Origin of the sequence: Streptomyces sp. NBC_00454, assembly GCF_041434015.1 — a bacterium.
Lineage (GTDB): Bacteria > Actinomycetota > Actinomycetes > Streptomycetales > Streptomycetaceae > Streptomyces.
This window is the reverse complement of sequence record NZ_CP107907.1, coordinates 5,525,169-5,539,979: the sequence shown is the minus strand read 5'-3', so window position 1 is coordinate 5,539,979 and position 14,811 is coordinate 5,525,169. Positions and strand designations below refer to the sequence as shown.

General features: G+C 71.6%; 14 protein-coding genes. 5 read left to right on the top strand and 9 right to left on the bottom strand.

Annotation, left to right across the window (positions count from 1 at the left end; all coding sequences use genetic code 11):
- Window positions 1–36: 36 nt before the first annotated feature.
- From OHU74_RS25690 to OHU74_RS25675, 4 genes are all read right to left on the bottom strand, one after another.
- A complete protein-coding gene (locus OHU74_RS25690; protein ID WP_371618059.1) occupies window positions 37–1,137 on the bottom strand; it encodes a branched-chain amino acid aminotransferase in 1,101 nt (366 codons plus the stop codon).
- A gap of 231 nt (window positions 1,138–1,368) precedes the next feature.
- Window positions 1,369–2,409, bottom strand: a complete 1,041-nt coding sequence (locus OHU74_RS25685) for a 3-isopropylmalate dehydrogenase (RefSeq protein WP_371618058.1) — start codon at window positions 2,407–2,409, stop codon at window positions 1,369–1,371.
- Between the two features lie 105 nt (window positions 2,410–2,514).
- Window positions 2,515–2,649: a hypothetical protein gene (locus OHU74_RS25680; protein ID WP_371618057.1), complete on the bottom strand. Its 135-nt coding sequence runs from the start codon at window positions 2,647–2,649 to the stop codon at window positions 2,515–2,517.
- A gap of 261 nt (window positions 2,650–2,910) precedes the next feature.
- Entirely contained in the window at window positions 2,911–3,825 is a 915-nt protein-coding gene (locus OHU74_RS25675) for a LysR family transcriptional regulator (protein WP_371618056.1), read from the bottom strand.
- Window positions 3,826–3,895: 70 nt separating this feature from the next.
- Between OHU74_RS25675 and OHU74_RS25670 the strand changes: the two genes are divergently transcribed.
- Together OHU74_RS25670 and OHU74_RS25665 are read left to right on the top strand one after the other, a co-directional pair.
- Window positions 3,896–4,909 carry an NADP-dependent oxidoreductase gene (locus OHU74_RS25670; RefSeq protein ID WP_371618055.1) on the top strand — a complete coding sequence of 338 codons (1,014 nt, stop codon included), beginning with the start codon at window positions 3,896–3,898 and terminating at the stop codon, window positions 4,907–4,909.
- Between the two features lie 119 nt (window positions 4,910–5,028).
- The gene (locus OHU74_RS25665) at window positions 5,029–7,059 is read left to right on the top strand and encodes a phosphocholine-specific phospholipase C (RefSeq protein WP_371618054.1); all 2,031 of its coding nucleotides are present in this window, start codon (window positions 5,029–5,031) and stop codon (window positions 7,057–7,059) included.
- Between the two features lie 5 nt (window positions 7,060–7,064).
- Here the strand turns inward: OHU74_RS25665 and OHU74_RS25660 are convergent, their stop codons facing one another.
- The gene (locus OHU74_RS25660) at window positions 7,065–7,619 is read right to left on the bottom strand and encodes a GNAT family N-acetyltransferase (RefSeq protein ID WP_371618053.1); all 555 of its coding nucleotides are present in this window, start codon (window positions 7,617–7,619) and stop codon (window positions 7,065–7,067) included.
- Window positions 7,616–8,179 (bottom strand): SMI1/KNR4 family protein, encoded by a 564-nt coding sequence (locus OHU74_RS25655; RefSeq protein ID WP_371618052.1) that lies wholly within the window; start codon window positions 8,177–8,179, stop codon window positions 7,616–7,618. Before OHU74_RS25655 ends, OHU74_RS25660 begins: the two co-directional genes overlap by 4 nt.
- A gap of 129 nt (window positions 8,180–8,308) precedes the next feature.
- Here OHU74_RS25655 and OHU74_RS25650 point away from each other — a divergent pair, with 129 nt between their 5' ends.
- Window positions 8,309–9,010: a nitroreductase family protein gene (locus OHU74_RS25650; RefSeq protein WP_371618051.1), complete on the top strand. Its 702-nt coding sequence runs from the start codon at window positions 8,309–8,311 to the stop codon at window positions 9,008–9,010.
- 72 nt (window positions 9,011–9,082) lie between these two features.
- A complete protein-coding gene (locus tag OHU74_RS25645; protein WP_371618050.1) occupies window positions 9,083–10,006 on the top strand; it encodes a zinc-binding alcohol dehydrogenase family protein in 924 nt (307 codons plus the stop codon).
- Between the two features lie 84 nt (window positions 10,007–10,090).
- Here the strand turns inward: OHU74_RS25645 and pruA are convergent, their stop codons facing one another.
- Together pruA and OHU74_RS25635 are read right to left on the bottom strand one after the other, a co-directional pair.
- Window positions 10,091–11,722 carry an L-glutamate gamma-semialdehyde dehydrogenase gene (pruA, locus tag OHU74_RS25640; protein ID WP_371618049.1) on the bottom strand — a complete coding sequence of 544 codons (1,632 nt, stop codon included), beginning with the start codon at window positions 11,720–11,722 and terminating at the stop codon, window positions 10,091–10,093.
- 58 nt (window positions 11,723–11,780) lie between these two features.
- Window positions 11,781–12,707 carry a proline dehydrogenase family protein gene (locus OHU74_RS25635; protein WP_371618048.1) on the bottom strand — a complete coding sequence of 309 codons (927 nt, stop codon included), beginning with the start codon at window positions 12,705–12,707 and terminating at the stop codon, window positions 11,781–11,783.
- Between the two features lie 201 nt (window positions 12,708–12,908).
- Here OHU74_RS25635 and OHU74_RS25630 point away from each other — a divergent pair, with 201 nt between their 5' ends.
- On the top strand, window positions 12,909–14,123 hold the full coding sequence (locus tag OHU74_RS25630) for a PucR family transcriptional regulator (RefSeq protein WP_371618047.1): 1,215 nt from the start codon (window positions 12,909–12,911) through the stop codon (window positions 14,121–14,123).
- Window positions 14,124–14,188: 65 nt separating this feature from the next.
- Here the strand turns inward: OHU74_RS25630 and OHU74_RS25625 are convergent, their stop codons facing one another.
- Entirely contained in the window at window positions 14,189–14,800 is a 612-nt protein-coding gene (locus OHU74_RS25625; protein WP_371618046.1) for a TetR/AcrR family transcriptional regulator, read from the bottom strand.
- Between the last annotated feature and the right edge of the window lie 11 nt (window positions 14,801–14,811).

Sequence of the window (14,811 nt, the reverse complement as noted above, 5' to 3'; positions counted from 1 at the left end):
GGGTACGGGCCTTCGTGCGTACGGGGAGGGCGGCTGCTAGCCGAGCGGGTGCATCCAGCCGTGGGTGTCGGCGGCGTGGCCGGTCTGGAGGTCCAGGAGCGCCTTGCGGAGCTTCATGGTGACCTCGCCGGGCTCACCGTTGCCCTGGGTCCAGTTGGCGCGCTCGGACTTGACCGAGCCGACCGGGGTGATGACGGCGGCGGTGCCGCAGGCGAAGACCTCGGTCAGGGTGCCGTTCTCGTTGTCGCGCTTCCAGTCCTCGGTGGTGATCCGGCCCTCTTCGGCGGTGTAGCCGAGGTCGCGGGCGATGGTGAGGAGGGAGTCGCGGGTGATGCCCGGAAGGAGCGAGCCGGTGAGCTCGGGGGTGACGATGCGCCGGGACCCGTCCTCGTCCGCGTAGACGAAGTACAGGTTCATCCCGCCCATCTCCTCGATCCAGCGGTGCTCGACGGCGTCGAGCCAGACCACCTGGTCGCAGCCGTGCGCGGCGGCCTGGGCCTGCGCGACGAGGGAGGCCGCGTAGTTGCCGCCGGTCTTGGCCGCGCCCGTGCCGCCCTTGGCGGCGCGGACGTACTCCTCGGAGAGCCAGACGGAGACGGGCTTGACCCCGCCGGGGAAGTACGCGCCGGCGGGCGAGGCGATGACGATGAAGAGGAACTCGTTGGCCGGGCGCACGCCCAGGCCGACCTCGCTGGCGAACATGAAGGGCCGCAGGTACAGGGAGGCCTCGCCGGAGTCCGGCACCCAGTCGCGGTCCTGCTTGATGAGGGCGTCGCAGGCGGCGATGAACAGGTCGGCCGGCAGCTCCGGCATCGCCATGCGGCGGGCGGAGGACTGGAACCGCTCGGCGTTCGCCCGCGGACGGAAGGTGGCGACGGTGCCGTCGGGCTGCTTGTACGCCTTGAGGCCCTCGAAGATGGTCTGCGCGTAGTGCAGGGTCATGTTCGCCGGGTCCATCGACAGCGGCGCGTACGGGACCAGCTCGGCGTCGTGCCAGCCGCGGCCCTCGGTCCACTTGACCGTGACCATGTGGTCGGTGAAGTGGCGGCCGAATCCGGGGTTCGCCAGGATCGCTTCGCGCTCCGCGGCGGACAGGGGGTTCGAGGAGGGCTTCAGCTCGATCGTGGGCGTCGTCATGAGTGCTTGTCCTTCACCGGTTGTGTATGGCGGACCGCGCTCACGGCGTACTAGGACGTCCGAGCTTCCCCGTATTCCGCGGCCTCGCGTTCGATTATCGCGCGGGAGGAGGCTTCGGTGAAACGGGGTGAATGCGGCCCAGGGGAGATGGTGGCACCCGGGGCCGCACAGGAAAAGCCGCCGGGTGCGGTGGTCGCGACCCGGCGGCTTCCTTGAGGTGGGGCTACCGGGTCAGCCGGCTACTCGCGCGGCGAGGGCGTCGCCGATCGCGTCGGTGGAGCGGAAGGTGCCGTCGCGCTCGGCGAGGTCGGCGGAGACCGCGTCCTCGATGCGGACGGCCTGGGCCTCGTAGCCCAGGTGGCGCAGGAGGAGGGCGACCGAGAGGATCGTCGCGGTCGGGTCCGCCTTGCCGGTGCCGGCGATGTCCGGGGCCGAGCCGTGGACGGGCTCGAACATGGACGGGAAGGCGCCGGTCGGGTTGATGTTCCCGGAGGCGGCCAGGCCGATTCCGCCGGTCACGGCGGCGGCCAGGTCGGTGAGGATGTCACCGAAGAGGTTGTCCGTGACGATGACGTCGAAGCGCTCGGGCTGCGTGACGAAGAAGATCGTCGCGGCGTCGACGTGCAGGTAGTCGGTGGTGACCTCGGGGTACTCCTGGCCGACCTTGTCGAAGATGTTCTTCCACATGTGGCCCGCGTACACGAGGACGTTGTTCTTGTGGACCAGCGTCAGCTTCTTGCGCGGCCGGTTGTTGGCCCGCTCGTAGGCGTCACGGACCACGCGCTCGACACCGTAGGCCGTGTTGATGCTGACCTCGGTGGCCACCTCGGCCGGGGTGCCGGTGCGCAGGCTGCCGCCGTTGCCGGTGTACGGGCCTTCGGTGCCCTCGCGGACCACGACGAAGTCGATCTCCGGACGGCCGGCGAGCGGGGTGGCCGTGTTCGGGAAGAGCTTCGACGGGCGCAGGTTGATGAAGTGGTCGAAGGCGAAGCGGAGCTTCAGCAGCAGACCGCGCTCGAGGACCCCGGACGGGACCGAGGGGTCGCCGATGGCGCCCAGCAGGATCGCGTCGTGGTGCTTGAGGGCTTCGAGCTCCGCTTCCGGGAGGGTCTCACCGGTGCGGTGCCAGCGCTGGGCGCCGAGGTCGTATTCCTTGGTCTCCAGCTTCACATCCTGGGGCAGGACCGCGGTAAGGACCTTGAGGCCCTGAGCCACGACTTCCTGGCCGATGCCATCACCGGGGATCACTGCGAGATTGATGCTGGTCGACATGGTGGAACCGTACTCCTTGTCCCATCCCTCAGACATATGGCGTCCACGATGTGGACGCGATATGTCCGGGGCCGGGCACGCCCGAGGGCGCGCCCGGGGGTGTGCTCAGTGGCCGGTCGAGCCGCCGTTGTCGCGCCGGTCCAGCGCCCGCTGGAGGGCGGCGGCGGCGTTCTTGCGGTCGGCGTCGGCGGCTGCGGAGCGGCGGACGCGGCGGGCGGCGGTGGTGGGGGTGTGCGTCATGGTGATCGACTCCTTGAGATCACAACGTGGCGGGGCCACGGATGAGGGGTTCCTTCAAGGCGCCGGATGAGGCGGGGAGCGGTGCGCGACAGGGGTTGCCTGCCATGGGGCGCGCGCTCTCGACCGCCATTCGCCTGATCGGCGAGACGTTCGGCTTCTACAAAGCTAGGGCAGCTCCCGCTGTATGTCCCCGCAATTACTCGGACTTCCTAGTATCTGAGACGCCGAACCGCCCGGAAGGCCGCTTCCGGGACCCCCATTTCAGCCGTTCGTGGCACGGAGTTCCCTGATCAGAGCCCTTACGGTGAGGGTGGCGGCGGATTCCGGCGTGGTGACGTACCCCACGCGTCTCACCGGCCCCTCCGGGCCCAAACCGGTGACGTCGACGGCTCCGGTCGCCTCCCGGAGGGACAGCTCGGGCATGATCGCCATGCCGAGCCCCCGGCCGACCATGGTCAGCACCATCGCGTCGTCCTCCGCCTTGACCGTCGCCCGCGGGATCCAGTCCTGCGCCAGCCACCAGGCACGCGTGTAGGACCCGCAGTTCTCGTCCCAGTCCATCAGCGGCAGCGCCTTCGGGTCGGGATGGCCCGCCGGATGCACCAGGGCGTACGCCTCCTCCAGGAGCACCCCGCTCAGCAGGCCGGGCGGTACACCCTGCGCCACGCCCAGGGTGGCGATGCCCAGGTCCGCGCGGCCCGCGGCCACCTCCCCCGCCGCGCCGGCGCCGATCTCGCGGACCACCCGGACCTCCGGGCGGATGCCGGGGTGCAGGGCGGCGAGCCGCCCCAGGACGGGCGGCAGCAGGTGCAGGGCCGCGCTGCGGAAGGCAGCGATGCGCAGCACGCCCTCCACGGCCTCCCGGTGCGGCGCGGCCCGGCCCGCACCGCGCGCCTCCGCGCCCATCACCTCGTAGAGCCGCAGGATCCGGCGGGCGTGGCCGACGGCCCGCTGCCCCGCCGGGGTGGGCGAGGCGCCGGTCCGGCCGCGCTCGAAGAGCACCGCGCCGAGCTTGGCCTCGCTGCCGCGCACCGAGTGCGAGACGGCCGACTGGGTGAGGCCCAGCGAGGCGGCCGCGGCGGAGAAGCCGCCGCTCTCGGCGACGGCGACCAGGACCCGCAGTTCCTGCGGGAGGAGCTCGGCCACGCGGCCCTCACCTCGTTCTATGAGCGTCATTCATGGGTGTGCGGCTTCCATGAGCCAAACCCCCTGCCCGGCCCGGTGATTCCCTCCTAGCGTCGGCCCCATGACCACGAACACCGCTCACGCCGTCCACCAGATCGCCCGACCGACCGGCTTCCCCGCCGCCTCGGACTTCGCCTACGTCCAGAGCTCCGTCCCCGAGCCGCGGCCCGGTACCGCCCTGGTGGAGAACCTGCTGCTCTCGGTGGACCCGTACCACCGCGGGCTGATGGACGGCGGCGAAGGCGGCTTCGAGCTCGGCGCCCCGCTGGAGGGCCGCTCGGTGGGCCGGGTCCTGGCCTCCCGCGACCCCGGACTCGCCGAGGGCGACCTGGTCTTCCACCGCGAGGGCTGGCGCACCCACGCCCTCGTCACCCTGGGCACCGGCGGCACCCGCAAGCTGCGCGGCCACGAGGGCGTCCCGCTGGAGGCGTACCTCTCCATCCTCGGCGGCACCGGCCTGACCGCGTACGCCGCCCTGACCCGCACCGCGGCCCTGCGCGAGGGCGAGGACCTCTTCGTCTCCGCCGCGGCCGGCGGGGTCGGAACGGCCACCGGCCACATCGCCCGGCTCCTCGGCGCCCGCCGGATCATCGGCAGCGCGGGCTCGGCGGCGAAGGTCCGCCACCTCACCGGGACCCTCGGCTTCGACGCGGCCTTCGACTACCACGACGGGCCGGTCGGCGAGCAGCTCGCGAAGGCGGCACCCGACGGCATCGACGTCTACGTCGACAACGTGGGCGGCGACCACCTGGAGGGCGCGATCGACGTGCTGCGCGAGTTCGGCCGGATCGCCTGGGTCGGCGGGATCTCGATGTACAACGGCGACCGCTCCCCCGCCGCGCCCCGCAACCTCTTCGAGGTCGTACACAAGTCGCTGCGCCTGGAAGGGGTATTGGTTCGCAATCACACCAATCTGCAGGAGGAGCTGGAAGACCTCCTAGTCCCGCACCTGCGCAGTGGCCGGATCGGTACCGACACCACCGTTGTACAGGGATTCGATCACACGGTGGACGCCTTCCTGGGCATGTTCCGCGGGGACAATCTGGGCAAGATGCTCGTACGCATCGAAGCCTGATTCCAGCCACCCGGATGTTCACCGAGTTCTTACCGCACGGCTGTAGACCTTTGAGCCGGCTGCCGCCACGCTTGCCGTCAATGTGCCAGCGGGGCACTTGAGTTGGAGGCGAGTAGCCAGTGACACCGATCAGCCGCAGAGGATTCGTGGGAATCGGCGCCGGGCTGATGGCAGGGGCCGCCCTGCCCGCGATCGCGCCGACGTCGGCGGCCGCTGCCGCCGCGTCCGGCACGATCACCGACGTGAAGCACGTGGTGATCCTGATGCAGGAGAACCGCAGCTTCGACCACTACTTCGGCAAGCTGAAGGGTGTCCGCGGCTTCAGTGACCGCGCCGCCGGCAACATCCCGGGCGGCTGGGGCACGTTCAACCAGCCCAACTGGGGCGGCCGCCAGTACCCGTGGAAGCTCAGCGACACCCCGGCCGTGGGCGGGGTGGACGGCGAGACCCTCGCCCAGTGCAACGGCGACCTCCCGCACAGCTGGACCTCGCAGCACGCGGCCTGGAACAAGGGCCGCATGGACAACTTCGTCACCGGTGTCGGCAACACCCGCACCCTGGGCTACCTCGACCGCGGCGACATACCGTTCCACTACGGCCTCGCCGACAACTACACGATCTGCGACGCCTACTTCTGCTCCACCCTGAGCGCGACCGGCCCCAACCGCACCTTCCTGTGGAGCGGCAAGGTCGACTCCGGCAGCAAGGACGGCGGCGACGAGTCCGGGCTGACCTGGGAGACGTACGCCGAGGCCCTCCAGCGCGCCGGGATGAGCTGGAAGGTCTACCAGAACAAGGACGACAACTACGGGGACAACGGGCTCGCCTACTTCAAGAAGTTCACGGACGCCAAGCCCGGCAACCCCCTGTGGGACCGCGGCATGGGCTCCGTCCCCAAGGTCACCGGCTCCACCCCCGACGACATCGCCGCCGCCATCCGCGCGGACGTGGTCGCCGGCACCCTCCCCCAGGTCTCCTGGGTCGTGGCGAACGAGGCCTTCTCCGAGCACCCGTACGCCCCGCCCGGCGACGGCGCCCACTTCGTGGACCTGGTCTACCGCGCCCTGTCGGCGAACCCCGAGGTCTTCGACTCCACCGTCCTCTTCCTCAACTACGACGAGAACGACGGCTTCTTCGACCACGTCCCGCCGCCGGTCGCCCCGCCCGGCACGGCCGGCGAGTACATCGACGGCGTCCCGATCGGGCTCGGCTTCCGCGTCCCGATGATCGTGATGTCTCCGTGGACCCGCGGCGGCTGGGTGAGCTCCGAGGTCTTCGACCACACCTCGGTACTGCGCTTCATGGAGACGTGGACCACCGCCCTGGGCACCCAGGCCCTCTGCCCGAACATCAGCGCCTGGCGCCGCAAGGTCACCGGCGACCTGACGGGCGTCTTCGACTTCGCGCACCCGGTCTACGGGGTCCCCGCGGGCCTCCCGTCCACGGCCAAGGTCATCGGCCAGGCGACCTGCGGCCCGCTCACCAACCCGGCGCCGCAGGACAACGCGCAGCCGGCGCAGGAGGCCGGGACGCGGCCCGCGCGCGCCCTTCCGTACCAGGTGAACGGAAACCTGGACCGCTTCGAGTTCGGGGCCTCCGGCAAGATCCTGGCCTGGTTCTCGATGACGAACGCGGGCGCGGAGGCCAAGGCGGCGGCGCACTTCTCGATCCACCCGCACCAGTACCGGGACACGGCCGCCTGGCAGTACACGGTCGACGTCGGCGCCACGTCCACGGACTACTTCAACATCGGCACCGGCAGCGGCTCCGGCAAGTACGACATCTCGATGTACGGACCGAACCGCTTCCTGCGCCGCTTCATCGGCGACGCCTCGAAGGCCGGCAAGTCGATCGAGGTCGCGTCCCGCTTCGCGGTGGAGCCGAGCACGGGCAAGACCGCCGTCTACTTCAAGATGACCAACAGCTCGGCCTCGCCGGTCACCTTCACCATCCGCCCGAACGCCTACCGCACGGACGGCCCGTGGACGTACACCGTCCCGGCGAACTCCTTCCGCGAGGACTACTTCAACGCGGTCGCCTACAGCAACGGCTGGTACGACTTCACGATCCTGGCCGACTCCGACGGCACCTGGTCGCGCCGCTACACGGGCCACATCGAATCGGGCGCACCGAGCATCTCGGGGTCCTGACTCCCCTACAGCACGTCCCCGTTCCTCCAGTCGAAGCGGAGCGGCCCGGCGGCGGGATCGAGCAGGACCCCGCCGCCGGGCGGCCCCCACACGTACGTCGACCCCTCCTCCTCGGCGAGCCGCTCGGGCCCCCGCGGTCCGAGCACCCCGATCTCCCCGCCCCACACCTCCCACCCCCGACCGGCGTAGAGCCGCGCCCCGGCGGCGGAGGCGCTGAGCGCCCCGAGTTCGTAGGCCCGCGCGACGACGCCCTCAACCCCCTCCATCACCACCCCGCCGAGCCCGCACCGCCGCCGGTCGCCCCGCACGGCCACGGCCTCGACGTACCCGACCCGCAGCGCCCGCCCTGCGTGCAGCACCCGCCGCTGCACGACACTGCCGTGCGCGAGGAGCTCCCCGCCCTCGTACACCAGCGCGTGCATCCCGCCGAGCGCGTGCTCGAAGTCCTCGTCGGAGAAATCCCCTTCGAAGACGGCGTCGAGCAGCTCCCGCACCCGCCCCATCTCCCCCTCGGCGAGCTGCGCGGTGTGCCGCAGGAACACGGCCCGCCCGCCGTTCATCGCGCCCCCTCCAGCCAGGCGGTGTACCAGGAGCGGAAGTCGGGGCCTTCTGGCGCGCAGCTGCCGAAGTCCTGGTCCAGGTGCCAGACCTGGCCGGTCAGAGGTCCGTTGAGGACGAGCCGCGAGTACATTCCGCAGCCGTGGTCGGCGAGTACGAGCGTGCCGAGCGTCAGGCCCTCGTCCGGGTCGAAGGTCCGGCCCTCGTCGAAGGGCCGCGGCTCCAGCAGAGGGCAGGGGGCCGCCATTCGGCCCGGCCGGCGGTCGTCCTCCCACTCCCCCTGCGCGGCCCCGTCCGCATCGGCCCCCGGGTGCGGGGTGGTCAGCGGCATCAGCCCGTACGCGGGACCGGCCGGGCCGTCGCCCACGGTCGCGAGGAACGAGCGGTACTCCGCGGGCAGCCTGCACCCGTGCTCCGCCTCGAAGGCGCGGATCTCCGCCTCGGAGAGCGGCGCGGCCAGCTCGTAGCGGTGGCTCCCGGCCCCGTGGCGGGCGGCCTCCGGATCCTCCGACGCCATCTGCCGCAGCCTGGCCCGTACGGCCCGTGCGTCCCAGTCACCCATGGCGCGATCGTACCGAGCGGGCTCCCCCGCCACTCGGCTCCGCTATGCGGACAGGGAATATCGCCCACCGGCCGGATTCGGCCGACGCGGGTATGGCGGTCTGGACCATTGCCTCGGCAGACTCGGCCCATGTCTCCCGATACCCAGCAGTGGACCCCGATCCACGGCCAGCCGTACCGTCCCGCCCCCTACCGGCCCGAGCGGATGCCGGCGCCCGAATCCCTCGCGCGCGCCGCCGAGTTGCGGGTGCGGATGGACGAGCGCAGGACCGTACGCCACTTCTCCCCCGACCCGGTGCCCGAGCAGGTGGTCCGGGACGCCGTCGCGTGCGCCGCGACCGCGCCTTCGGGGGCGCACCAGCAGCCGTGGACCTTCGTCCTGGTCAAGGACCCGGCCGTGCGGGAGCAGATCCGGGCGGCCGCCGAGCAGGAGGAGCAGCTGTCCTACGACGGCCGCCTCGGCGACGAGTGGCTCGCGGCCCTGCGCCCGATCGGTACGGATGCGGTGAAGACCCACCTCACCGACGCCCCGGCCCTGATCGTGGTCTTCCAGCAGCGCTACTGGCTCGGCGAGGACGGTACGAAGCACAAGCACTACTACGTGGACGAGTCGGTCGGCATCGCGGTCGGCATGCTCCTGTCCGCGCTCCACCTGTCGGGCCTGGCCGCCCTGATCCACACCCCGAGCCCGATGCGCTTCCTCTCCCACGTCCTGGACCGCCCCGAGAACGAGAAGGCCTTCGCGGTCATCCCGGTCGGATATCCGGCAGACGACTGCGAGGTCCCGGACCTGGTCCGCAAGTCGCTGGACCAGGTCCTGGTGGAGGTCTAGGGCGCCGGGCCGCGGGGCGCCGCGCGAAGTTACCGTGGGACCTCGTACAAGATCGACAACGGGAGGTCCCGCGTGCTCCGCATCCGCTACGAGGTCAACGGCGGCCCCGAAGTCCTCTTCGCCGAGGACGCCGCCGTACCCGAGCCGGGACCCGGTGAGGTGCTCCTGCGGACCGAGGCGATCGGGGTGACCCTGCCCACCGTCCGCAAGGTCCGGGAGGGCAGCGAGCCGATGCCGTTCGGCGGCGAGGTGGCCGGGCGCGTGGCCGCCACCGGCGAGGGGGTCACCGCCTTCGCCGTGGGCGACCGCGTCACGGGGCTGTGCTTCGCCGACGCCTACGCCGAGTTCGCCCTCCTGAACACCGCGATGACCTCCCCGATCCCGGACGGCGCGAGCGCCGTCGAGGCGGTCGCCCTGGTCCGCAGCGGGCTGGTGGCGCGCGGCGCGTACGAGGCCGCGGGCGTGCGGCCCGGGGAGTCGGTCCTGGTCACGGCGGCCGCCAGCGCCGTGGGGACGCTCGCCCTGCAGTTCGCCAGGGCCGGCGGGGCGGGCCGCGTCGTCGCCGCCGTGAGCAGCGCCGACAAGGCGGAGTTCGTACGGGGCCTGGGCGCCGACGAGGTCGTCCTGTACGGGGACGCCGACTGGGGAGCCCCGTACGACGTGATCCTCGACGGCGTCGGCGGAGACCTGCTCGGCCCCGCCGTCCGGGCGCTGGCCACCGGCGGCCGGCTTGTGGCCTTCGGCTCGGGCGGCGGCACGGTCGAGGCGTACGAGCTCCTGCTCCGCGGTGCCTCGGTGATCGGCTTCCAGATGCGGGCGATCGCCACCGGCAAGCCCGCGCTGTACGAGCGCTGGCGGCGCGAGCTGTGGGAACTGCGCGACGCGGGCACCCTGCGCACCGCCGTGCACGAGGAGATCCCCCTCGCCGAGGCGGCCCGGGCGCACGCTCTGATCGAGCAGCGCCGCAACCTCGGCAAGGTGGTGCTCGTCCCGTAGGGCCGCGGCCGCCGGGAAATGGAAACCGCCCCCGCTCCGGACTTGGGGGTACCGGAGCGGGGGCGGGGTTCAGCGGGGCTGGGGTCAGCCCATGTGGGGGTAGCCGTACTCGGTCGGCGGGACCAGGGTCTCCTTGATGGAGCGGGTCGAGGTCCAGCGCTGCAGGTTGGTCGCCGCGCCCGCCTTGTCGTTGGTGCCCGAGGCGCGGCCGCCGCCGAAGGGCTGCTGGCCGACGACGGCGCCGGTCGACTTGTCGTTGATGTAGAAGTTGCCCGCCGCGAAGCGGAGCTTCTCCATCGCGTCGGCGGCCGCGTAGCGGTCCTGCGCGATGACGGCGCCGGTCAGGGCGTACGCCGAGACGGACTCCATCTGCTCCAGCATCGCGTCGAACTCGGCGTCCTCGTAGACGTGGATCGCCAGGATCGGGCCGAAGTACTCGGTCGTGAAGACCTCGTTCGACGGGTCGGTGCACGCGATGACGGTCGGGCGGACGAAGTAGCCCTTGGAGTCGTCGTACGTGCCGCCCGCGACGATCTCGCAGGTCGGGTCGGCGATGGCCCGGTCGATGGCGGCCTTGTTCTTCGCGAAGGAGCGCTCGTCGATGACCGCGCCGATGAAGTTCGTCAGGTCGCGGACGTCGCCCATGGTGATGCCGTCGACCTCGGCCGCGAAGGCCTCCTTGAAGCCGTCGTTCCAGATCGAGGCCGGGACGTAGGCGCGCGAGGACGCCGAGCACTTCTGGCCCTGGTACTCGAAGGAACCGCGGGTCAGGGCGGTCTTGAGGATCGCGCGGTCCGCGGACGGGTGCGCGACGACGAAGTCCTTGCCGCCGGTCTCGCCGACGAGGCGCGGGTAGGACTTGTACTTCTCGATGTTGGTGCCGACCGTCTTCCACAGGTACTGGAAGGTCTTGGTCGAACCGGTGAAGTGGATGCCCGCGAGCTCCGGGTGGGTCAGCGCCACGTCGGAGACGGCGATGCCGTCGCCGGTCACCAGGTTGATGACGCCCTTGGGCAGGCCGGCCGCTTCCAGCAGCTCCATGAGGAGGACCGCGGAGTGGGTCTGCGTCGGGGAGGGCTTCCAGACGACCACGTTGCCCATCAGGGCGGGGGCAGTCGGCAGGTTGCCGGCGATGGCCGTGAAGTTGAACGGGGTGATCGCGTAGACGAAGCCCTCGAGCGGGCGGTGGTCGCTGCGGTTCCACACGCCGGCGGAGTTCGCGCCGGGCTGCTCGGCCAGGATCTGGCGGGCGAAGTGGACGTTGAAGCGCCAGAAGTCGACGAGCTCGCACGGGGTGTCGATCTCGGCCTGCTGCGCGGTCTTCGACTGGCCGAGCATGGTGGACGCGGCCAGCTTCTCGCGCCACGGACCGGACAGCAGCTCGGCGGCGCGCAGGATGATCGCGGCGCGGTCGTCGAAGGACATCGCGCGCCAGGCCGGGGCGGCGGCCAGGGCGGCGTCGACGGCTTCCTGGGCGTCGGCCTGGGTGGCGTTCGCGTAGGTGCCGATGACCGACTTGTGGTCGTGCGGCTGCACGACGTCGAAGCGCTCGCCGCCGCCCATCCGCTTGACGCCGTTGATGGTCATCGGGAGGTCGATCGGGTTCTCGGACAGCTGCTTGAGCTGCGTCTCGAGGCGCGCGCGCTCCGGGGTGCCGGGGGCGTACGAGTGGACCGGCTCGTTGACCGGCGCGGGGACCTGGGTCACAGCATCCATGGGGCTGGTAACTCCTTGAGCTGGGGGGGTGAGGAGGGGCCTTGAGCTGGCGGGGTGCCTAGTTCTTGGTGATCATCGAGCGGAGGAAGAAGAGCAGGTTGGCCGGCTTCTCGGCGAGGCGCCGCATGAAGTAGCCGTACCAGTCCGTCCCGTACGCCGTGTAGACGCGCATCCGGTGGCCCTCCGCGGCCAGCCGCAGGTGTTCCTCGCCGCGGATGCCGTACAGCATCTGGAACTCGTACTCGTCGAGCTTGCGCCCCGCCTGGCGGGCGAGCTCCTGGCCGATGGCGATCAGGCGCGGGTCGTGGGACCCGATCATCGGGTAGCCCTCGCCCTCCATCAGGATCTTCATGATGCGGACGTACGCCTTGTCGATCTCGGCCTTGTCCTGGTACGCGACCTCGGCGGGCTCCTTGTAGGCGCCCTTGACGATCCGTACGCGGCTGCCCGCGGCGGCCAGGCGCCGGGCGTCGGCCTCGGTGCGGAAGAGGTACGCCTGGATCACGCAGCCGGTCTGCGGGAACTCGCGGCGCAGCTCCTCGTGGATGGCGAACATCGAGTCGAGGGTGGTGTGGTCCTCGGCGTCCAGGGTGACGGTGGTGCCGATGGCGGCGGCGGCCTCGACGACCGGGCGCACGTTGGCGAGGGCGAGCTCGTGGCCGCCTTCCAGCGCCTGGCCGAACATCGACAGCTTCACGGACATCTCGACGGTCTCGCCGAGGCCCAGGTGGGCGAGCTGCTCGATGAGCTGGAGGTAGGCGTCGCGGGCGGCGTGCGACTGCTCCACGGCGGTGATGTCCTCGCCGACGACGTCGAGGGTCACCTCCAGTCCCTTGCCCGTGAGGTCCTCGACGATCGGGATGACCTGATCGACCGTCTCACCGGGGATGAACCGATTCACCACGGGCTTGGTCACCGGGGCGGCGGAGACGATGCGGCGCATCTTGTCGCTGCGTGAGGCGGCGAGGATCACGGGACCCAGCACGGGTACCTCCAACGGGTGGCGGGCAGAAGCCGACAAAAGGCCGATGCCGGGACGACGGCGGCCATCAGGAAAACGCAAGTAAAACCACCGTGAAACCTAGGGATCTCCACGATCCTCTGCCATCGACAGCTGTCACGCATCCGTGGCCCGGATCTCATACATCTGTCTGAAGACCCGGTCGCGAGGTGGGAGAATATCCGCGTGAAGGGCGATTACCAGGACCTGGTGGACGAGATCTCGGCGCTGCTCGGCGCTCCGGCGACGCTGGAGAACCGGGACTTCCGCCTCATCGCCTTCGGCGCCCACGACAGCGACGACGACTCCGCCATGGACCCGGTACGGACCCGCTCGATCCTCACCCGCCAGTCCACGGCGGCCGTCCGGTCCTGGTTCGAGGGCTTCGGCATCGCCCGCGCCTCCGGCCCCGTCCGGATCCCGGCGGCCCCGGAGGCCGGGGTCTTCCGGGGCCGGATCTGCCTGCCGGTGCGCTACCGCGGCATCGTCCAGGGCTACGTGTGGCTCCTCGACCAGGAGCCCGGCATCGACGCGGGGGCGCTGTCCGCGGCCATGGAGGTGGCCCAGCGGATCGGGATCCTCCTCGCGGAGGAGGCCCGCGCGGGGGCCGACCTGTCCCGGGAGTTCCGCGCGGTGCTCACCGCCGGGCGCGGCTGGCAGCAGGACATGGCGGTGGCGGCGCTACGGGTGGCACTCGGTCCGGGGGCCGACGGACCTCATGCGGCGGTGTGCGTGAGCCCGTGGCCCGGGGAGGCTCCGGCGTCGGTCCCCGGCGCGGCGGCGGTCTGCGTGGCCCCCTGGCGGGGAGTCGCGGAGGAGGAGCCCGGCGCGGACGGCCCGGCCGGTGGCAGCGGCCCGTCCGGGCGTTCGCTGGCGGTGCTGGTCCGGCTCCGCGGCACGGACGCCCTGGCTCCGGCCCTGACGGCCGTCTCCCGCCTGCTGCCCCGCGCGACGGCGGGGCCGGGCGCTGCTGGCGCCGCGGCCGGGGTCACCGCCGGGGTGTCCGACCCCTTGCGGACCCTCGCCGGGCTGCCGACCGCCTGGCAGCAGGCCGCCGCGGCGGCGCGGGCCGCCATCGCGCAGCCGCGGCTGGGACCGGTCGCGCAGTGGTCCGCGATCGGGCCCTACCGGATGCTGGCCTCCGTGACCGCGGAGGCCCTGGACGACCCGGTGGCCCGCACCCTTCTCGGCCCCGCCCACACCGAACTGGCGCGGACCGCCGAGGTGTTCCTGGACTCCGCCGGGCAGGCGGGCCGCGCGGCGGCGGCCCTGGGCATCCACCGCCAGACCCTGTACTACCGCCTCGCCCGAGTGGAACAGCTGACCGGCCTGGACCTGGACGAGGGCGAGGACCGGCTGCTGCTCCACATGTCCCTCAAGGCGGCCAGGCTGCACGGGTAGTTCCGGGGCAGGAGAAGGCCGGCTCAGCCCGCGTCCGGCTCCGCTCAGCCCGCGTCCGGCTCGACTCAGCCCGCGTCCGGCTTCGCCGCGGCCGCCTCGGCCGCCGGCGCCTTCGCCATCGCCTCCGCCGCCCGCCGCATCCCCTCGGTCAGCTCCGCCGGGCTCGCGGCCGACTCCGGGTCGAAGAGCCACTGGAGCATGAACCCGTTGAGCAGGGCCTGGTAGAAGGCGCCGGTCGTCCGCAGCTCGTCCTCGGTCACCTGCTCCTCGGGCACGCCGGTGAACATCGAGACCAGCCCCTTGCGCCCCTCCCCCTGCGAGGCGGCGAGCAGCGCCCGCAGCTCCGGCAGCCGCTCCCGGGTCAGTGCGACCTCCATGCTGGCCGCCCAGATCGGGCCCGACTTCTCGTGCCCGGCGTGCACGCCGTCCCACACGGAACGGAAGCGCTCCAGCGAGCCGCCCTCACCGGTCACACCGGCCGTGAACCGGTCGCCCCACTCCTCGACCAAGGCGATGAACGCCTGCGTCAGGAGCGCGTCCTTGGAGCCGTAGTGATAGCCGATGGAGGCCAGATTCGCGCCCGAGGCCTTGACGATGTCGCGTGCGGTCGTGCGCACGAAACCCTTCTCGACCAGGCACTCCTTGGCGCCTTCCAGCAGATCTTCGCGATGTCCCATGGCTCCACGGT